The following is a 20,199-nucleotide window of genomic DNA, read 5'->3' as shown; positions in this document are numbered from 1 at the left end:
AATTAATTCGAAGACTTCGCTAAAGTCTGATTTTAAGAATTAATATCATACCATTCTTTTAACCACTTAGCACTGCCTTCTTTTATTTAAACTTTAATTCTTATTTAAATTAATTGGAATGGAAACTAAATTCAATAGCCTAAAACTGGTTCATCTTGGTATTGATACCCAAAAAGAACATGTTGTATTCATGCGTAAGGACTGCTACATCTGCAAATCCGAAGGTTTTGAGGCACTTAACAGGGTATTAATAACAGTAAAAGAAAAATCTTTAATAGCAACTTTATATATTATTACAGATGGAATTCTGAAACCTGGGAAAGCGGGGATCTCTGAAAGTGCATGGAACGATTTAAATGCAAAAGAAGATGATGAAGTCAGTTTTTCTCATGTACAACCTGTCATTTCTATGCGTAGCATTCGCGCTAAAATGTACGGGAAACAATTAAACTATGAAGCCTTCCAAAACATTATTGATGATATTGTCAAGGGACAATATTCCAATATTGAAATTGCCGCTTTCATAACTGCTTGTGGTGGAGACAACCTCAGCATTCACGAGATAATTGGCCTTACAAAAGCAATGGTTAATTCAGGTAAAAAGTTGTCTTGGAATAAAAAAATTGTTGTTGACAAACATTGTGTGGGTGGCCTTCCTGGAAACCGCACAACACCAATTGTTGTCGCAATCATTGCTGAATTTGGACTTACTATACCCAAAACTTCTTCTCGTGCCATTACTTCTCCAGCTGGAACGGCTGACACTTTAGAGACTATGACAGAAGTAAACCTTTCGATTAAAGAAATCCAAAAAGTGGTGAGAAAAGAAAATGGTTGCTTTGTATGGGGAGGCTCAATAAAATTAAGTCCCGCCGATGACATTCTAATTCGTATTGAAAGAGCTCTTGATGTAGATGGAGAAGGGCAAATGATTGCTTCCGTATTATCAAAAAAATCAGCGGCAGGTTCCACTCATGTAGTTATTGATATTCCAATTGGAAAAACAGCCAAGGTGAGAACAGAAGAAGACGCCGAAAAACTTAAATACTACTTCAATGTGGTCGGAAAAGCAATTGGTATAGAAGTAAAAGTACTTTTTACTGACGGTTCGCAACCCATAGGTAGGGGAATTGGTCCCTCATTGGAAGCCATGGACGTGCTAAGCGTATTGCGAAATGAAAAAAATGCTCCCCAAGATTTAAGAAAAAAAGCATTAGATATTGCGGCAAGTATAATAGATCTCGTACATAATAAACCAAATGAAAATGGGTTCGATCTAGCCGAAGAAATACTTTCCTCAGGAAAGGCATACGAAAAATTCATGGCTATTTGTATCGCCCAAGGTGGCTTCAAGGAACCTGAATATGCCATTTATAAAATCGATATCCATGCTGAAAAATCAGGAATCGTAACCGAAATTGATAACCGGAAACTTGCTAAAATCGCAAAGCTTGCAGGTGCTCCGCATGATTGCATGGCAGGCGTACTACTTTATACCCCTTTGAATACTATGGTCAACAAGGGAGATGTGCTTTTTTGTATCTATGCAGAAACAGAAGGAGAATTAAAATACGCATTAGAGTATATGAAAACCGAACCGGATATTATTTTATTAGAATCAGTGTCATGAAAAAGATATTTTTTGCTTTACCAGGAAACGAAGACCTGACTGATATACTTGTTCAAAGAGAAAATGCGGACAAAGGAAACGTTGATATCAGACAGTTTCCCGATGGAGAAACCTACATTAGGATATTATCAAGTGTAAGTAATAAAATAGTCGTTTTAGTCTGTACCCTCCATCAACCAGACGCTAAATTACTCCCTCTTTATTTTTTGTCTAAAACAGCAAAAGAATTGGGTGCGAAGAGTGTGCAGCTAGTTGCTCCATATCTTTCCTATATGCGGCAAGACACCATTTTTAATCCAGGAGAAGCAGTTACTTCTACTTATTTTGCCCATCTGCTATCAGGTTTTGTAGATTCTTTAATCACGATTGATCCACACTTACATCGAAGACCTTCCTTATCTGAAATTTATACCATTCCCTCCAAAGTAGCCCATGCGGCAAATCATATTTCAGAATGGATAAAAAACAATATTGCCAGCCCCCTATTAATCGGTCCTGATAGTGAAAGTGAACAATGGGTCTCAGAAGTGGCTAGAAATGCCAATGCTCCTTACATAATTTTGACAAAAATTAGACATGGCGATCGCGAAGTGGAAGTTTCTATTCCTAATTTTCATACTTACAAAAACCATATCCCCGTTTTAGTAGATGACATTATTTCTACCGGACGTACCATGATCGAGACCATCGGTCATTTAAAAACTGTAGGAATGAAACCTGCTATTTGTATTGGCGTACATGCCGTCTTCGCAGGAAATGCTTTCCAAGAAATTAAAAGTTCAGGTGCAAAGGAAATCATTACCTGCAACACTATTCCTCACGAAAGCAACCAGATCGACATTAGTGATTTACTGATCGATCCTCTGAATTAAAAAACAATCTTATTTTTAAAATAAAATTACAAAACATAAAACTAGCTTCTTACCACAGTGTTACCTACTCCTCTCCGTAAGTAGCTCCTGTCTTTTTACAGAAAAAATCTCTTGCAATACTAAAATCACTTTACTTCTTTATTCCTTTAATTTTTGAGGGAATTTATTTAATAAACTTCAAATTACCCTTCCCTTAAACTCACTTTATCGACAAAACTATCAAAAAAATGGATTAACAACAGCAGAAATATCTGATATTCAACATAATAGTACGTATATTTGAGTAGCCACTTTACTATTAAAAATTTATTCATGATGCCTATGAATGCTATTTTTAAAATAACCGAAGTTTTCAAATCTTTTTTACTTGAAATTGGTGAGCTCTCTTTTTTTGCCGCCCGCTTTTTCAGAGAATCATTTAAACGTCCTGTAGAATTTAAGGAATTTCTTCGCCAATGTTATAATATGGGAAACCGTTCTCTATTACTTGTTGCTGTTACAGGATTTATTATCGGATTGGTTTTTACCCTGCAATCACGTCCCACACTTCAGGAGTTTGGTGCGGTTTCTTGGATGCCTTCAATGGTGAGTATTTCTATCATAAGAGAGATTGGGCCCATTATAACAGCACTTATTTGTGCAGGCCGGATAGGTTCAGGCATAGGTGCCGAATTAGGTTCTATGAGAGTAACAGAACAAATTGATGCCATGGAAGTGTCTGGTACCAATCCATTCAAATATCTGGTTGTCACTCGAATTATGGCAACTACATTTATGCTACCCATACTGGTATTTTTTGGAGATGCAATAGCACTATTTGGCTCCTATCTCGTTGAAAACGTAAAAGGAAACGTCTCCTTTTTATTGTATTTCAATCAAGTTTTTAATGCCTTGGAATTTGGAGATTTGATGCCAGCAACAATCAAAACTTTCTTTTTCGGTTTTGCAATAGGACTTGTAGGTTGTTTCAAAGGGTATTACTGCAAAAAAGGCACAGCGGGTGTTGGTGTTGCTGCTAACTCAGCGGTAGTTTTCACCTCCATGCTCCTCTTTATTATTGACTTTATAGCTGTTTTCGTTACCGATATTTTTTATGATTTATAACTAATTATGAGTACAACCATTCCAAATAATAAACCCATTATAGAAATCAAAGACTTGAGAAAAAGTTATGGTGACAATCATGTATTGAATGGTTTTCATATGGAGTTAAATGAAGGAGAAAACTTGGTAATCATGGGAAAATCTGGTTCCGGAAAATCTGTAATGATAAAATGCTTGATTGGATTAGAAAGACCTGACAGTGGTACTATAGAGGTTATGGGAGAAACCATCGCAGAGCTAAGCCGGACTGCACTAGATGAACTCCGAACGGAGATTGGTTTTCTATTTCAGGGAAGTGCACTTTATGACTCTATGACCGTTCGCGAAAATTTAGAATTCCCATTACGCCGACATACCAAAAAATTTGGAGTATTAAAAGACACGACGCCCTTAGTAATGGAGGCGCTCGAGAGCGTAGGATTGGCACATGCAGTTAACTTAATGCCTGCGGAGCTTTCAGGAGGAATGAAACGAAGGATCGCCCTTGCCAGAACCTTAATCCTCCAACCCAAAATTATACTTTATGATGAGCCAACAACTGGACTAGATCCCATAACGGCCAAAGAAATATTGATCCTTATGAAATCAATCCAAGATAAATACAATACATCAGCAATTATAATTACCCATGATGTCGATTGTGCTCGAGTGATTTCAAATAGAATGATTTTACTCGTCGACGGCATCAATTACGCAGAAGGCACTTTTGAAGAACTATCAAAATATGCTGACCCTAAAGTTCAGGCTTTCTTTAAATAACTACAGACATGGAAAAAACAACATCACAAAAAATAAGACTAGGCCTCTTTGTAATAATTGGGCTATTAATTTTCATTTTAGCCACTTATTTAATTGGCGATAAGCAAAAAATGTTTGGAAATACTGTACACCTAGCAACTAGTTTCAATAACGTTAATGGTTTGCAATTAGGCAATAATGTACGCTATTCTGGCGTCAATGTAGGAACGGTACGAAACATTGAAATGATTGGAGATACCAATATTCGAGTAGATATGATTATCGACGAAGACATATTTAAACACATTAAAAAAAATGCAGTTGCCACCATAGGTTCAGATGGATTGGTGGGAAGCATGGTCATAAATATCTTACCAGGAAGTGGAACGGCAGCTTTAGTTGAGCCAGGATATGAAATCAGTTCCCTAAATCGGATCCGCACAGATGACCTTTTAAATACGTTTAGTAAAACGAATAAAAATGCCGAACGGCTTACAGAGAATTTACTTAAAATCACAAATGAAATTAACGAAGGAGAAGGAACTGTGGGCTTACTTATCAATGATATGGCCATGGCAAAAGACCTAAAAACAACTATGAGCTATTTGAAAACATCAAGTCAAAAAACCTCCGAATCGATATCAAATCTGAATCGACTCATCGCTTCCTTAAACAATAAGGACAATGTCATCGGTATTTTAAAAGATACGGCTGTAGCCAATAGGATGAAAGCTATAGTAAGCAATTTAGACAAGACAACTGTCGAGATTAATAAAACGGTTGGCAATGTGAATAAAACTATTTTAAATATAAAAGACGGTAAAGGGGCGTTGAACTATCTTTCAAATGATCCTGGATTAGTGCGAAAAATTGATTCTACAATGACCAACCTGAACGAAGCAAGCATACGTTTGAATGAGGATTTAGAAGCCTTAAAACACAATTTTCTATTCCGAGGATACTTTAGAAAATTGGAAAGAGAAAAATTACGTGAACAGAGAAAATAGGGCAAGGAAATAGTACACAAAAAGAAACCCCAAATACCCAATTACGGTTACTATAGAAAAGCTTAGTGCGATACTAAATCCTTGGAATTTCGAATTTGAAAACACTACTTTCTTAAATCCAGCGGTGTATAAAGACAGAAACACACTTCATATTCTATTCAGGGCAGTTCAAGATGGAAATTTATCCTGCATAGGCTATGCCAAGACGGATGGCCCAATGAATATTGTCGAGAGAATGGAAAAATATTCATAATATTTAGCAATGCTGTATATGATAAAAAAGAACGTACGAAAAAAATGACTCATTGACACACAGCTAAGTGAAGGAAATGAAATTAACAAATGGCAACTATTTTTTGATATTTAAACTAATTTTTATGTTTTAACAATCAAATGTATTATATTTCGGGTCGGCTGAATCCATTACTATTACTGGACACCCAATAAAATTTATAAAAAAATAAAATTTTCTATGACAATAATAATTTCACTTTGTCTATTGTTACTGGTTGCTTATTTATTTGATCTTACTGCGGCAAGGACTAAAATACCTTCTGTAATATTATTACTTCTTTTGGGCTGGATAGTAAGGGAAGCTACATACTTATTCGGTATTGATGTTCCTGATCTTTCCTCTACCCTTCCAGTATTGGGTACCATAGGACTTATTCTTATCGTACTCGAAGGTTCATTGGAACTTGAACTTAACAAGTCTAAAATTGGACTTATAAAAAAATCATCATTAGGAGCATTTCTTCCTTTGATAATTTTGGCCTTTTCCCTAGCCTACCTATTGCATTATTATGGAGGATATTCGTTTAAAGACAGCTTAACAAATGCAATCCCTTTTTGTGTAATAAGCAGCGCCATTGCCATTCCTAGCGTAAGAAACCTATCTTCAAGTCAAAAAGAATTTATTATCTATGAAAGCAGTTTGTCTGATATTTTTGGGGTAATATTTTTCAACTTTATTATCTATAACACTAGTTTTGGTTTAGAAACTTTTGGGTATTTCTGTCTAGAGATCTTAATTATTATTGCGATTTCATTTGTAGCAACTATTTTGCTTTCTTTTCTGCTAAAGAAAATTGACCATCATATCAAATTTGTACCTATCATCTTACTTATCATACTTATTTATGAAATTTCAAAAATATTCCATTTACCAGCGCTAATTTTCATCTTGGTGTTTGGATTATCAATTGGGAACTTGGATGAGCTAAAGCATTTCAAATGGATCCAAAATTTCAGACTTGATTTATTGTTATTAAATAAGGAAGTTTCTAAGTTTAAAGAACTTACAGTTGAAGCCACTTTTCTAGTTAGAGCCTTATTCTTTCTTTTATTTGGATATTTGATAAAGACTTCAGAAATAATAAACTTAGATACTTTAGTGTGGTCTGTTGGTATTGTGCTAGGCGTTTTTGCTCTGAGAATAATTCAACTAAAAATTTCAAAAATCCCACTTTTCCCTTTACTATTCGTGGCACCAAGAGGACTTATAACCATCCTATTATTCCTTTCGATTGCTCCTGAGCATAACATATTATTGATTAATAAATCCGTGATTATTCAAGTTATCCTATTAACCGCCTTGGTCATGATGGTTGGACTGATGGTCACTGCCAAAACTAGAGAATCAATTCTGTTAAAAAGAAAAAAGGCTAAAGAAGATAAAGAAGCAAAAGAAGGCGTTGTAGAATAAAACCGAACCTTTATCATCTAAAAACAGAAAAACCGCCATATGGCAGTTTTTCTGTTTTTAGATATTCTTTAAGCCTTCTATCAGCAAATCGATATCTTCCTTGCTGTTGTAATGGCTAAAGGAAATACGAAGGCTTGGCTTTTTTAAATCCTCTCGGGAGAGCATTTCCGCTAAAACATGCGATGCTCTAATGCTACCACTCTGACAGGCGCTTCCTCTGGAAACTGCAATTCCTTTCATATCCAGATGAAATAAAATCATTGCCGTTTTATCAGCTGACAAAGGCAACAAAACATTTAGTATATTATAAAACCCGTCCTGATTTCCGTTTATAGCATAGCCCGGAAACTCAATTTCAAGCTGCTCTATCAAATATTTCTTTAATTCGGATATATGTATCCTTTCTGTGTCTAAGTTAGCATACGAAAGCTCTAATGCTTTTGCCATGCCTGCAATTTGATGTACCGCTTCCGTTCCTGCACGCAATCCCTTTTCTTGTTCACCGCCATAAAAAAGAGGCTGTAATCCTGAATTTTTCCTCACAAATGCAAACCCAACACCCTTAGGCCCGTGAAATTTGTGGGCGCTGGCAACAAGGAAGTCAATAGGAAACGCTTGTACGTCCAATTCTATTTTCCCTATGGATTGTACCGTATCACAATGAAACAAGACATTGTGTTCTGCACAAATCACCCCTATTCTCTTTATATCTAATACAGTCCCTGTTTCATTGTTCACATGCATCAGGCTCACTAACGTTTTATGATCCTGCCTTAACAACTCCACCAAATCCGTTATATCGATGTCACCATTCGGCTTGACAGCAACATAATCAACCTGAATACCAAATTCTTTTTGCAGCGCCTGCACTGTGTATAAAACAGCATGATGCTCGGTTTTGCTTGTTATAATGCGTTTTACCTTCAAATCTACAACAGCTGAACGAAGAATCCAATTGTTAGCTTCTGTTCCGCAGGATGTGAATATAATTTCTTGAGCCGTTGCATTCAGTTGCTTGGCGATTGATTTCCTAGAGAGTTCCAAAACGCTTTTTGCATTGCGGCCAAAACTATGAGTTGAGGAAGGGTTTCCAAAATCTTCCGCCATTACCTTTGTCATTTCTTGAATGACTTCGGCGCGAATGGCTGTCGTTGATGCGTTATCGAGATATACTTTTTTCATTACTGCAAAGTTATGAAATATCAATTGTGTATTCTCACTTATCAATTGTCATTTTTTTCGCTATTTTTGTAAAAATATATTTTAAGATGAAAAGAGTTCTAAGCCTATTGGTTTTTGCGGTACTATTGAATGGTTGTGATGACGGTAATTTAATTCAAGAAGATATCAATTTTGAATCTGCGACGATGCAAAGTTGTAATACTAATAATATTATTTACAAGTTAAACGACAAAGAAGCTTTACTTCTTGAAATTCCGGTAACTTCATTTACAACAGAGCCATCTTTGACTAATACCCCAAAAGAAATTAGCATAAGCAGCAGCAATCGGGTAGTTTATCGCTTTTTTAATGGTACCGTATCAGCAGATAACATCTGCGAGACAATACCAGCAGCAACACCCATTGTAACTGATCAATGGACCGCAACTGATGGCACAATTCAAATCCTCACTACGGCGATAAAAACAACAAATACTACTGACAATAGCACTAGAATTACAGGATACAATCATAATATTGTTTTCAAGAATATCACTTTTGCCAAGAGTACTGGCACACAAGTATATGAGACATTCCCTTTTGGAGATTACGTAACTACAACAACAGCTTTGCCTTTCCTTTTTGATGAAACGGTAGAAAAATGCTCTACTTCAAATCAAATATATAACTATACCAGTAGCGAAGCTTTGATGCTAAATATCGATCCAAGTTTAATTGTTAATGAAGTAACTCCATTAAATAGTCCGCGAACAGGAATTATTGGAACTACTACAAATATCCTTACCTATCGTTTATTTTCGGGACTACTTACGGCTGCTTATTTTTGTAATGCAATAACACCCACTACTCCAGCTTTGAGTCAAGAATGGAATGGTGTAACTGGCGTGACAGGAATAAGTGGTGTCGTTGAGGTAACCACAACAACTAACGGACCAGGCAGCTTCAAGCATACAATCGTACTTAAAAAAGTATCTTTAAAGAAAGCAAACAACAGTTTTTTACTAGGTGATAATTTTATTTATGGCGAACTTTTGACGACAAATTAAGTCTAAATATTTACCTAAAACACCTCACAAAAAAGCTCCCTTTTACAATTGTAAAAGGGAGCTTTTTATTTAATATCCAAGACTTTTATTTGCTGTTTTGCTTTATAAAAACCTCCGTAGCACCTTGTCCATATTTTTGATAATTGCCTTCCTGAAAAGCAATATTATCATATCGTCCTAATAAAAAATCAAGCTCTGCTTTAAGCACTCCTTCACCAACTCCGTGAATAAAAACAATTTTAGGGATGCGATTTCGAATGGCAAATTCGATGTGACGTTTTGCCGTTTCCGATTGTAAAGTCAGGATATCATAATTTGACATTCCCCGTTTGTTAGGCACTAGTTTTTCGATGTGCAAATCGAACTCAGGAGCCGAAATTTCGTGTTTATCCTTGCGCTCTTTAACGAAACTACGCGGTTTTGGTATCGCTTTCTCCTTTGCAATTTCATCTATATCAATTCTTCTAATAGAATCCATTAAATTACTGGTTTCGTTTACTTTAAGTAATTCGTTGACAAAAAATGTCATCACAAATCCATCTTCCGTTTCTATCGTTACCTCCTTATCTTTGCTTGACAACACCACTCCATTGATGGCTTCGTCGAGCACTGTCACCTTGTCTCCCTTATTGAACATCTTTATCGTCTTTTTCTTGATTTTTACTTGGTGTTTTTGCACTTAACCGCATCATCCCATACATAAATATAACGATTGCAATAACCGTTATATACACGTTTTTATCGTCACTCACCTGCTCAAAAAAAGCAACCACTATCGCGACAATCATAATTGGAATTATAATTTTTTTCATTTCTTTACATATCAGATTCCAAAAGTAATAAATTTAAAATAGCCTTCCTTTTTTATTAATCACGATTGCTATTATTTTGTAAATTGCAAAAAAACAAAACCATTGAATTTAGAAAAATACATGTTCCCCTGCATTAGCAAAACACTCTTTGGAGTGGAGTGCTTGGGCTGCGGTTTTCAGAGGTCATTGGTCCTGCTTTTTAAAGGAGAATACGCAGCCTCTTTCCAGATTTATCCCGCCTTATTTACGACCCTTTTATTTTTAGGTTTTATTGGATTTCATTTTATGAACAGCCGCTTTTTTTCTCAAAAATTAATTTTTATAGTTGCTATCATTAACGTCCTTTTTATGATTGCTGGCTATATTTACAAACACATTTGATTTGAATATCGTAGTTAAAAAACAGACTTACTTATTTATTCTACCCAATATATCATTCATCATTTCGATTTGTATCTTCTGAATTTCTATTAATTCTTCCTGCTGATGCCTCACCAAATGATCTAGTTTTTCATGCAGCATTCGGATTTCGAGTTCTGATTTTAAATTAATCATATAGTCCTTCCTGGCCCTTTCTCGATCTTTTTCCTCCTGACGATTTTGACTCATCATAATCACCGGAGCCTGAAGTGCGGCAAGGCAAGATAATATCAGATTTAGTAAAATAAAAGGATAGGGATCAAATCCTTTATTGTACAGAATGTAAATATTAGCCAAAATCCAGAGTACGATGAACACGCCAAACAGCATTATAAATTTCCAACTTCCACCAAAATCGGCTACGTTATCTGCTACCAATTGCCCAAAAGTTCTCACTTCCAGCTTTTCTTCCATTTTACTGACCGTGGAGCTAGATTCCGTAAATTCTTCCGAAACGGTATCTTCTATTTTAGACAGCTCTCCTATTTCATTGGATAAATAGTTAGAAATATATCTTTCCCTATACAAGTTCAGCTCCGTGATCGATAAGAACTGATCGGTGGTGAAATCTGGAAAATCGGCTTTCAACAAAGCTAAAATGGGTTTGCGAATGATTTTCCCAGAAACCTTATCAGTCAATGGAAATTCATTCTTTGATAAATCACTGATAAATGTTGGAATCCGCTTCATTTCTACTATTTTTACCTAGCTAATTTACGCATTTAAAATTATTTATGTTAAAATAATAGTGTCGACATGCTTAGCTCAAATTGTTATTTATAAAGCTATTAGTAGACTCTATAGGATCTTACCCTATTATTCGAAATAGTTCAATATATTTGTTTCATTTTTTATTTGAACCAAAAAAATACAGTCATGAGCAACAATCACCTATTTTCCAACATTACCTTTTCGATTTCCTCTTGGAATTGTTGTTGCCCCTCTTAAAAACACTTTTTTTCAAGTCCTTTTCTACTAACAATTCAATCCCGTAATCATGACAAAAGATCTGATTATCAAAAATATTGCCTCTTTAAAGAGTCACACGAACATTAATTACGGAATCAAAACAAAAACGGAAGTTTTCACAGAAAAACTCTTCTACACTTTGTTTGATTCGAATGCCCCTTTAAGTGAAAGCATTGACGAACTGAAGTTTCTTTTCAAAGAAATATCAGTAATTGCCTGTAAAAAGCCCAAAGGCATATGCGATTCCATTTGGGATAATTTTCTTGAAAAATTACCCTCCGTCCTCGAAAAGCTAAATCAAGATGCCAACTTCTTTATGGAAAATGACCCTGCCTCAAATAGTATTGAGGAAGTATATCTAGCCTATCCAGGATTTTATGCCATTGCGATCTATAGGCTGAGTCACGAATTATATCTTTTAGATCTGCTGCTGTTTTCCAGATTGATGAGCGAATACGCCCACCGCATCACCGGAACAGACATTCACGCAGGCGCTCGTATCGATTCGCCTATTTTTATTGACCACGCAACTGGTATTGTAATTGGAGAGACCACCGTGATCGAAAAAAACGTAAAAATATATCAAGGGGTAACCTTGGGGGCACTGAGCGTCAGCAAAGACATGAAGGATAATAAAAGACATCCTACCGTAGAGAAAAATGTATGCATTTATGCCAATGCAACGATTTTAGGAGGAGAAACAGTCATTGGCAAAAACAGTATTATTGGAGGAAACGCATGGATTACGAAGTCCATTCCGCCAAGATCACTGGTTACCAATACCACAACGACAGAAGTAAAAATAAAAGAGCTAAAATAATATGGAGCCAAAAAAACTATTAGATCTGATTGGGAATACGCCTTTAATGGAAAGTGTCAATTTGATCAAAAACAAAAAAGTAAAACTTCTATTGAAGCTTGAAGGGAACAACCCAGGAGGAAGCGTCAAAGACCGTGCAGCATACAACATGATTGCAGCGGCCTTAGAACGAGGAGACATAAAAAGAGGGGACAAACTGATTGAAGCCACCAGTGGAAATACAGGAATTGCATTAGCAATGATAGCACAGCTATTCAATATTGAAATAGAATTAGTCCTACCAGAAGATTCTACCAAAGAACGTACTCAAACCATGCGTGCCTATGGTGCAACAGTCATTTTAACCTCTGCAAAGGAAGGAATTTTAGGATCTAGAGATTATGCAGACAAGAAAGTGGCCGAAGGCGGTTATGTGATGCTAAACCAGTTTGCTAATGATGACAACTGGAAAGCCCATTACAAAACTACCGGCCCAGAAATTTGGAACGATACTAATGGGACAGTAACCCATTTTGTTGCGGCAATGGGAACCACAGGAACGGTTATGGGGACTTCAACTTATTTGAAAGAGAAAAATCCAGCCATACAAATCATCGGAGCACAACCCAGTGACGGCTCTCAAATTCCGGGAATCAGGAAATGGCCTCAGGAATATTTGCCTAAAATATTCGATGCTTCTAAAGTAGATCGAATCGTTGAAGTAAGCGAGCAAGAAGCGCGTGACATGACCAAACGACTGGCAATTGAAGAAGGAGTATTTGCAGGAATGAGCAGTGGTGGATCAGTGGCTACGGCCTTGAAAATTGCAGAAGAACTAGAATCAGGTGTAATTGTTGCAATAATCTGCGACAGAGGTGATCGCTATTTATCATCAGATTTATTTGATTAATATGATACAAATTACAAGGACTTCTCCTGACAACGTTGATTTCGTTACCTTAATACAAGATCTCGACATCGATATTGAAAAACGAGATGGAGCGGAACACCCCTTCTTTGCGCAGTTTAATAAAACAGACAGCATCAAACATGCGATAGTGGTTTATGAAGACCAAAGAGCCATTGGTTGTGGCGCTTTTAAAGCGTATAAGGACGAAGTTGCCGAAATAAAAAGGATGTTTGTTAATCCAGAGGATCGTGGAAAAGGGGTTGCCTCAAAAATACTGAAAGAACTAGAATCATGGGCGAGAGAAGAAAACTTCAAAAGTTGCATTTTAGAAACTGGTAAAAAATATCCTGAAGCTATTGCTCTGTACAAGAAAAACGGATACGGCATAATAGCTAATTACGGACAATATGAATTGATTGAAGACAGTGTTTGCTTTCAGAAGACAATCTCCTAAAATCAGTATCATTTAAATTATAAAAAGGGCGCTACTTAGCTAAGTAGCGCCCTTTGTTTATAAATTTTCAGCCCAATAAGGGCAATTTAATTTTAACCTTTGTTAGTTCGAATAACTTTCTAAAGAATATCGTATCAAAACTAAAACAGGAATTATGATACTAAAGTCGCAGTTGTAGAGATAGCGGCATTCAACACTTTAGAAATTGGGCAATTCTTCTCAGCTTTGGTCACCTGTTGTTGAAAATCATCATCTGAGATCCCTTTTATTTTAGCACTCACCGTCAAATGAGAAGTGGTAATTGTACCATCTACCAATTCGATATCGCATTTGGTTTCGATACTTTCAATTTCAAAATCCAATTCGCCAATAAAAGCCGAAAGCTGCATTGTAAAGCAACCTGCGTGCGCTGCTGCGATTAATTCTTCTGGGTTTGTACCCACTCCTTCTTCAAAACGGGATTTAAATGAATATTGTGCGTTTTCGATAAGTGTACTTTGAGTCGTCAATTTTCCTGCTCCCTCTTTTAGGGAACCGTTCCACACTGCTGTTGCATTTCTTTTCATAATGAGTTCTTTTTTAGTTTTCTCAAAGCTAACATTTTTAAAATGTAAGTTTTTCAGTCCATACTTTTTTTAACTAAAATTTAGTTTATGCTCCGGCAGAGATTCATGCCTACTCTTTCATAAATGATCTCTAGTTTATTGTTTCTGTATTACTAAGTTTGTTTTCAACCACTTAATCTGATTGCGTATTAGGGTTTACAGATTATTTTTAGAAATACTACTCATACCCTCTTTTATCGGACAAAAACTATAGCCACAAAACTGGCCTAATTTAAACAAGTATCAAAAAGACGATTTCTTAATGCAAAATAAGGAGCCTACTACTAATAAAGTGATACTCTTAGGCGATTCTATTACCCCGTTTTAGGTTACAATAAATCAAGTATTCGTTATTTTTCCCTAATAAATAACAATCTGCCCTTTTTACAATACGCTCTCAACCAACTATTCTATTGATTAAATTTACTTCACTCATTAAAAAGTAACCGTAAAAACAGCTCCTTTATTATGACCGGCACTTATGCAACTAAGTTGACCTCGATTTTTTTCAACTATCTTTCTACACAAGTACAAACCAATTCCGGTTGAAGCTTCATTTGAAGTTCCAAGGTGACTCATTTTCGTGAATTTTTTAAATAATTCTTCACTTTGATTTTGATTAAATCCAACTCCATTATCCAAAACACTAATTATTGTCTTTGTATTTTCTTGATAAATTTTTAACTGAATTTCACTATTGGGATATGAAAACTTAATAGCGTTGTTTATTAAATTCATTAGGACACGAACTAATAACTCTTCTCCAATTAAAAGCTCTATTTCTTGAACCTCGATTGATACTGTTAGTTTTATCTTTTTTATTTCTAATAACTGTTTCACGAGTTTTTCAACATTTGCAATCATAGGTTGAAACTGTAGCAGTTTTAAATCTGTACTCGTTTTTACTACCTCATCCTGATCTTTAAGCAACTTTAAAAAATTTCCAATATACATGAATTGCTGATTAGAAGACAGGTAAATTAGTTCTGCCAATTCTTTAATTGTATCCGTGGGCTTTTCATCTAGTATTAACCTTGCAAGTGACTGTGGTTGGCCCGCAAACGTTTTTAAATCGTGCGATAATAAATAAATTAAGTCTTGTTTCTCGACTATGAATTTTTCGTGCTCTTGAATAGACTCTTGAATATTGCGCATTAAAAAACCGGCTTCGTCATAGTAATTCAATGGTAAGTCTGGTAATTGTCTTTCATCTCGATAACTTCTTAACGCTTTTGACGCAATCTCTATAGGTATAATCAATTGTTTTAAAATAAAAAGTGTAATCCCTGTTGCTAATAAGGTTATAAAAAGAGCAAAAATTAAAATGGTATTAGGCGCGATCGAAAAATCTCCATAAAGGACAAAAAATAACAATCCAATTAGAGGCATATGAATTCCGATAAAAGCTACAAAAAGAAACTTAAAAACATACCTCTTACGAAGAAAACTAATTTTGGATAATTTTTTATATAAAAGCATAAATGTTACCGATTTTAAAATATTGAGTATAAAAGGTAATTTTGATTTCAAAAACTTTACTTTCCTATTACTTTATAAATGTACTATTCCATTTTTAATTTTTAATTCACAAAAATAAAAAGTATTAACAAATACTTTTTTTATGTAAGGTGAAAAATATAATTAAAATGGAGTTGTTTTTAGCTAATCATTTTTAGTTATTTGTAAGATAGCAATTGGTTTTGCTACTTTAACAAACTCATTTTAAACAATAATCCTAATGCGCAATTAGACTATTAAAACTCATTTTTAGTATTCCTTTATTAATCAATTTTATGGGGACAAAATCAATAGCCCAAGACTGGCCTAATTTACACAAGTATCAACAAGTCAACCTCGCAATACAAAATATGGCGCCTACTCCTAACAAAGTCGTATTCATGGGTGATTCGATAACCGAATTTTGGAGCCGTGAAGCACCAGAATATTTTCAAACCCACAAATACATTAATCGTGGTATTAGCGGACAAACAAGCCCGCAAATGCTATTGCGTTTTAGAGCTGACGTAATTGCTTTAAAACCAACAATTGTTGTTATCCTTGCCGGCGTAAATGATATCGCGGGCAATACGGGACCTTCAACAGTAGTGATGATAACAGATAATATTTTCTCCATGATTGATTTGGCGAAAGCCCATAACATCAAAGTAATCCTATGTTCTGTTTTACCTGCAGCTGATTTTCCTTGGAAACCCAAGCAAGATCCTGCCAATAAAATCATTGCCTTAAACAGGGTATTAATGAATTATGCTGATGATAACACAATCCCTTTTGTTGATTATCACACAGCAATGGCTGATCACCAAAATGGGTTGCCACTCGCCTATTCACATGACGGAGTCCACCCGAATAAAGCAGGATATGAAGTAATGGCGCTACTACTCGAAAAAGCAATAGCGCTTACACTCGCAAAATTATAATTCCCAAATACCTAAAAGCAAAAACCCAATCACTATTACTAGGATTGGGTTTCTGCTTAACGAGAATTTCTATTATTTCAAAATAGAAAACGATATTTTAGAGTCGGAATAAACGCGATGTGTTTGCTTTTTAAAATCTTCTGATTTTGCATAAAAGATATTATCTACAAAAGTTTGCGGATTCAAGTCAATCAAAGGAAACCAAGTACTCTGAACTTGAATTTGGATTTTATGCCCTTTCTTGAATGTATGCATTACATCCTGCAGTTTGATATTCACCGCTGTTTTTTGATTCGCTACAAAAGGTTCCGGATTGATAAAACTGTTTCTAAAACGGCCTCTCATTACCTCGCTACGCACCATCATATGATAATTACTCATCTTTAAATACGGCGCAACCTCGGTAGTTTCTGGCTCTTCATTAGGAAACACATCAATTACTTTTACAATCCAATCCGCATCAGTTCCAGAAGTCGAAACCTGCAATTCTGCCAAAATTTCTCCTGCCAAAGTAGTGTCGTCCTCTAATCGTTCCGTTTCAAAAACCAAAACGTCAGGACGTCTCGCAGCAAAACGTTGGTCATCGGTCATGTATTTACGTGGAGTAATCCCTCTTTGGTTGATATCTTCGGTAAAAGGAACTGGTTTTTTAGGATCGCTGATGAATTCCTGAAATTCACCATTATTTTGGGCCGTAGTGGTTAATTTGTCTTGTGCCAAATAAAAGCTCTCTTTTACGACGTTTTTTGGAGGCCAAACATCATAGGTTTTCCAATCTTTAGCACCAGTATCAAAAACATAAGCCTCTGGCAATTTGTTCTCTCCTTTACCATTGTCTTTTAAGAAATGACGGAAAAAGTTAGCCTCAATATTTTTTTGGTAAAAGCTAGAAATGCTATCTCCAAATTTTATATTTCCAATAGTAGCCGTTGCCGAATTCCTAGCCCAATCGCCATGACTCCAAGGCCCCATAACAATCGTATTGTAGTTTTTACTGCTTTTTTCAATCGCTTGGTAGGTATTCAAAGGACCGTATAAATCCTCGGCATCAAACCAACCGCCTACAGTCATTACTGCAGGTTTAATGTCTTTTAAATGCTGTAGAATCCCTCTTTTTTGCCAGAAATCATCATAGCTGCTGTGGTCTTTTAGCTGTTGCCAAAATTCATTGTCTTTACCGTAAAATTTATCCAGATTAGACAAAGGGCCTGCATCCAGAAAAAACTGGTAGTCATCCTTAGCACCTACATCAGGAAGTGTGTACCAAGACTTTGTTGTTTTCTCTGTTTTTTGAATACCAAATAAAGGTGTTGCTTTCCAATAGCTCAACAAATAAGCACCATTATGATGAAAATCATCAAAAAAGAAATCGCTGATACAAGCCTGAGGCGAAACCGCTTTCAAGGCAGGATGATTGCTCAACAAAGAATAGGTAGAATAAAATCCAGGATAAGAAATTCCCCAAACACCTACATTCCCGTTGTTATTTGCTGCATTTTTCACTAACCAGTCAATGGTATCATAAGTATCTGAAGCTTCATCAACTTGGGTTTTTCCTTTTTTATTGGGGATAAAAGCGCGCATGTTGTCATACAAACCATCACTCATCCAGCGCCCACGCACGTCTTGGTAAACTACAATGTAGCCTTCTTTCATCATTGTCTCGCTGGGACCAATGCTCTTTTTGAACTCAGTTTCTCCATAAGGCGCACAACTATAAGGCGTACGTTGCATGATGATAGGATATTTTTTTGAAGTGTCTTTTGGCGAATAAATGGCAGTAAATAAAGTAGCGCCATCACGCATTTTAATCTGCACTTCCTTCTTAGTGTAGTTTTCACTAACAGTACTTGCACTGTTGTCTTGGGCAAAAACGCCTGCAGTAATTGCGAAAAACGCAATAAATAAAAGTTTTTTCATTTGAATAATAGCTAATTATAGAAGCGTAAAGATATTTAGAATAATATCATTATTAAACATTGTTTGACAGAATTTACATATATCACTAAAAGTGGGTATTGTGGTTATGGTTTTTAAAGTGTCTATTTACAGTTACGTAAATAATGTACTAAAACAGGTACGCGTTCTTGGTGTTATTTACGAGTTGTAGGCAATTTTAGCGAAAACGAAAACAGAACAACATAAAACAAACAAAAAATGGCAGTAAATTTACCTTACATGGTTTCATCGGGAACGTTATCGAAAATCTTGCAAAAGATTTGTGATGCTTCCATACCAGAAAATTTTAATGGTGATTTCCTAGGAACAAAACTTGGTTTTCCTGGTGGTAATCAAAGGGCTTTTATTCCATGGGCAAAAAGATGTGGATTATTAGCTGAAGATGGAACACCAACTCAACTTTACAAAGATTTTAGAAATCCTCAATATAGAGGAATATCAATGGCTAACTCATTAAAAAAAGGATATGCAGAGTTGTATGTCAGAAATGAATACGCTCATTTACTTACCAAACCTGATTTTACAAAACTAGTAACTGACACAACTGGATTAGCTCACGATAATCAAACAGTTAAAGCAATAGTTAATTCATATTTTAATGCTAAAGAGTTTGCTGATTTTGAAGCGAAATCCGTTAAGAGCGAAGTTAAAGAAACAAAAGAAAAAAAGGAAATAAAAGAAGTTGTAAATGAAGTAGTATCACACGAAGAACCTATGCACAATCCAATACATAGGAATAAAAAAAATAGTATTGGAATTAATTACACAATCAATTTAGTATTACCTAAAACTGACGACCCAGCAATCTACAATGCTATTTTTAAATCCTTGAAAGAAAATTTATTAGATGATTAATCAAGATATCCTATCAAAAATAAAGCTTTTTACACTTGCTAATTCACTAACAGAAAATGAACTAGATAAAGTTGAATCCGAGTTAGAAATTGATTTAGGAAGAAAAGAAAAGCTAGAAGTACAACACAAAAGTTACTATTTACAATTTAGCTCTAATTATAGAAAGGAAGCTAAAATGATGGCTCATCATTATGAAGTGTTTTACTGTTTAGAAAAATCAATTAGGAGTTTAATTGTTGATTTGATGAATGAAAAATATGGAGAAAATTGGTGGGATGAAAGAGTGAGCGAAGAATTGAAAAAGAATGTTGAGAAAAATATTAAACGTGAAGAAGATTCAGGTTTTACGATTCGATCTGTAGAAAAAATAGATTATACGACATTCGGTGAACTAAATGTTTTGGTTACTTCAAATTGGGAAGCTTTTGAAAGTTTATTCAAAAGAGGAATAAGAGCTTTTCAAAAAATAATGAATAGTTTGAACCAATTAAGAGGTCCAATTGCACATTGTAGTCCTTTAGCAGAAGACGAAATCGTTAGACTTGAATTAACTGTCAAAGATTGGTTCAGATTAATGGAATAAAAACTGCCTACAACAGCTGTTTTGATATAGCTGGAGTTTAGTGGAATTGCCGTTTCGCATCAAGTTTCCGTTAATCCGAAAATTGAGCGGTTACGAACTTCCAGCCATCTC

The 20,199-nt window shown here is 35.4% G+C and carries 21 protein-coding genes; 14 read left to right on the top strand and 7 right to left on the bottom strand.

Going from position 1 to position 20,199, the window contains the following annotated elements; translation table 11 throughout:
* The first annotated feature begins 118 nt into the window (after window positions 1-118).
* The 6 genes from HJ01_RS12685 (at window position 119) to HJ01_RS12660 (ending at window position 7,056) form a co-directional block, all read left to right on the top strand.
* Window positions 119-1,630, top strand: a complete 1,512-nt coding sequence (locus HJ01_RS12685; RefSeq protein WP_007138844.1) for a thymidine phosphorylase family protein — start codon at window positions 119-121, stop codon at window positions 1,628-1,630.
* Complete coding sequence (locus HJ01_RS12680; protein WP_007138843.1) at window positions 1,627-2,502, top strand: ribose-phosphate pyrophosphokinase; 876 nt, start codon at window positions 1,627-1,629, stop codon at window positions 2,500-2,502. Before HJ01_RS12685 ends, HJ01_RS12680 begins: the two co-directional genes overlap by 4 nt.
* A 312-nt stretch (window positions 2,503-2,814) precedes the next feature.
* A complete protein-coding gene (locus tag HJ01_RS12675) occupies window positions 2,815-3,606 on the top strand; it encodes an MlaE family ABC transporter permease (RefSeq protein WP_007138842.1) in 792 nt (263 codons plus the stop codon).
* Between the two features lie 6 nt (window positions 3,607-3,612).
* Window positions 3,613-4,365, top strand: coding sequence for an ABC transporter ATP-binding protein (locus HJ01_RS12670; protein ID WP_007138841.1), 753 nt, complete (start codon window positions 3,613-3,615; stop codon window positions 4,363-4,365).
* Between the two features lie 8 nt (window positions 4,366-4,373).
* Window positions 4,374-5,351, top strand: a complete 978-nt coding sequence (locus tag HJ01_RS12665) for an MlaD family protein (protein WP_007138840.1) — start codon at window positions 4,374-4,376, stop codon at window positions 5,349-5,351.
* Window positions 5,352-5,823: 472 nt separating this feature from the next.
* Window positions 5,824-7,056 carry a hypothetical protein gene (locus HJ01_RS12660; protein ID WP_007138838.1) on the top strand — a complete coding sequence of 411 codons (1,233 nt, stop codon included), beginning with the start codon at window positions 5,824-5,826 and terminating at the stop codon, window positions 7,054-7,056.
* 57 nt (window positions 7,057-7,113) lie between these two features.
* Here HJ01_RS12660 and HJ01_RS12655 read toward each other — a convergent pair whose 3' ends face one another.
* Window positions 7,114-8,238 (bottom strand): cysteine desulfurase family protein, encoded by a 1,125-nt coding sequence (locus HJ01_RS12655; protein ID WP_007138837.1) that lies wholly within the window; start codon window positions 8,236-8,238, stop codon window positions 7,114-7,116.
* Window positions 8,239-8,324: 86 nt separating this feature from the next.
* On the opposite strand from HJ01_RS12655, the gene HJ01_RS12650 reads away from it, so the two are divergent.
* Window positions 8,325-9,284, top strand: coding sequence for a hypothetical protein (locus HJ01_RS12650; RefSeq protein WP_007138836.1), 960 nt, complete (start codon window positions 8,325-8,327; stop codon window positions 9,282-9,284).
* A gap of 85 nt (window positions 9,285-9,369) precedes the next feature.
* Here the strand turns inward: HJ01_RS12650 and HJ01_RS12645 are convergent, their stop codons facing one another.
* Both HJ01_RS12645 and HJ01_RS17760 read right to left on the bottom strand, forming a co-directional pair.
* A complete protein-coding gene (locus HJ01_RS12645; RefSeq protein WP_007138835.1) occupies window positions 9,370-9,921 on the bottom strand; it encodes a Smr/MutS family protein in 552 nt (183 codons plus the stop codon).
* On the bottom strand, window positions 9,911-10,072 hold the full coding sequence (locus HJ01_RS17760; RefSeq protein ID WP_238531091.1) for a hypothetical protein: 162 nt from the start codon (window positions 10,070-10,072) through the stop codon (window positions 9,911-9,913). Before HJ01_RS17760 ends, HJ01_RS12645 begins: the two co-directional genes overlap by 11 nt.
* 144 nt (window positions 10,073-10,216) lie before the next feature.
* On the opposite strand from HJ01_RS17760, the gene HJ01_RS12635 reads away from it, so the two are divergent.
* Window positions 10,217-10,477, top strand: a complete 261-nt coding sequence (locus HJ01_RS12635) for a DUF2752 domain-containing protein (RefSeq protein ID WP_081478717.1) — start codon at window positions 10,217-10,219, stop codon at window positions 10,475-10,477.
* Between the two features lie 27 nt (window positions 10,478-10,504).
* Here HJ01_RS12635 and HJ01_RS12630 read toward each other — a convergent pair whose 3' ends face one another.
* Window positions 10,505-11,206 carry a DUF1003 domain-containing protein gene (locus HJ01_RS12630; protein WP_007138832.1) on the bottom strand — a complete coding sequence of 234 codons (702 nt, stop codon included), beginning with the start codon at window positions 11,204-11,206 and terminating at the stop codon, window positions 10,505-10,507.
* Window positions 11,207-11,513: 307 nt separating this feature from the next.
* Between HJ01_RS12630 and epsC the strand changes: the two genes are divergently transcribed.
* From epsC to HJ01_RS12615, 3 genes are read left to right on the top strand one after another with little or no spacing between them, the layout of a single operon-like run.
* On the top strand, window positions 11,514-12,305 hold the full coding sequence (gene epsC / locus HJ01_RS12625) for a serine O-acetyltransferase EpsC (RefSeq protein ID WP_007138831.1): 792 nt from the start codon (window positions 11,514-11,516) through the stop codon (window positions 12,303-12,305).
* A gap of 1 nt (window position 12,306) precedes the next feature.
* A complete protein-coding gene (gene cysM / locus HJ01_RS12620; protein WP_007138830.1) occupies window positions 12,307-13,194 on the top strand; it encodes a cysteine synthase CysM in 888 nt (295 codons plus the stop codon).
* A gap of 1 nt (window position 13,195) precedes the next feature.
* Window positions 13,196-13,648: a GNAT family N-acetyltransferase gene (locus HJ01_RS12615; RefSeq protein ID WP_007138829.1), complete on the top strand. Its 453-nt coding sequence runs from the start codon at window positions 13,196-13,198 to the stop codon at window positions 13,646-13,648.
* Between the two features lie 152 nt (window positions 13,649-13,800).
* On the opposite strand, the gene HJ01_RS12610 is transcribed toward HJ01_RS12615, so the two are convergent.
* Window positions 13,801-14,214: an OsmC family protein gene (locus HJ01_RS12610; RefSeq protein WP_007138828.1), complete on the bottom strand. Its 414-nt coding sequence runs from the start codon at window positions 14,212-14,214 to the stop codon at window positions 13,801-13,803.
* 474 nt (window positions 14,215-14,688) lie between these two features.
* Complete coding sequence (locus tag HJ01_RS12605; RefSeq protein ID WP_007138826.1) at window positions 14,689-15,732, bottom strand: sensor histidine kinase; 1,044 nt, start codon at window positions 15,730-15,732, stop codon at window positions 14,689-14,691.
* Between the two features lie 314 nt (window positions 15,733-16,046).
* Here HJ01_RS12605 and HJ01_RS12600 point away from each other — a divergent pair, with 314 nt between their 5' ends.
* Entirely contained in the window at window positions 16,047-16,691 is a 645-nt protein-coding gene (locus HJ01_RS12600; RefSeq protein ID WP_007138825.1) for an SGNH/GDSL hydrolase family protein, read from the top strand.
* Between the two features lie 72 nt (window positions 16,692-16,763).
* On the opposite strand, the gene HJ01_RS12595 is transcribed toward HJ01_RS12600, so the two are convergent.
* Window positions 16,764-18,611: a CocE/NonD family hydrolase gene (locus HJ01_RS12595; protein ID WP_007138824.1), complete on the bottom strand. Its 1,848-nt coding sequence runs from the start codon at window positions 18,609-18,611 to the stop codon at window positions 16,764-16,766.
* Window positions 18,612-18,848: 237 nt separating this feature from the next.
* On the opposite strand from HJ01_RS12595, the gene HJ01_RS12590 reads away from it, so the two are divergent.
* The gene (locus HJ01_RS12590) at window positions 18,849-19,505 is read left to right on the top strand and encodes a DUF5343 domain-containing protein (protein WP_100208574.1); all 657 of its coding nucleotides are present in this window, start codon (window positions 18,849-18,851) and stop codon (window positions 19,503-19,505) included.
* On the top strand, window positions 19,498-20,088 hold the full coding sequence (locus tag HJ01_RS12585) for a Swt1 family HEPN domain-containing protein (RefSeq protein WP_007138822.1): 591 nt from the start codon (window positions 19,498-19,500) through the stop codon (window positions 20,086-20,088). The genes HJ01_RS12590 and HJ01_RS12585 overlap by 8 nt, the downstream gene beginning before the upstream one ends.
* The last annotated feature ends 111 nt before the right edge of the window (window positions 20,089-20,199 follow it).

This window comes from Flavobacterium frigoris PS1, from assembly GCF_000252125.1.
Classification (GTDB): Bacteria; Bacteroidota; Bacteroidia; order Flavobacteriales; family Flavobacteriaceae; genus Flavobacterium; species Flavobacterium frigoris_A.
This window is presented reverse-complemented; position numbering and strand designations above follow the sequence as displayed.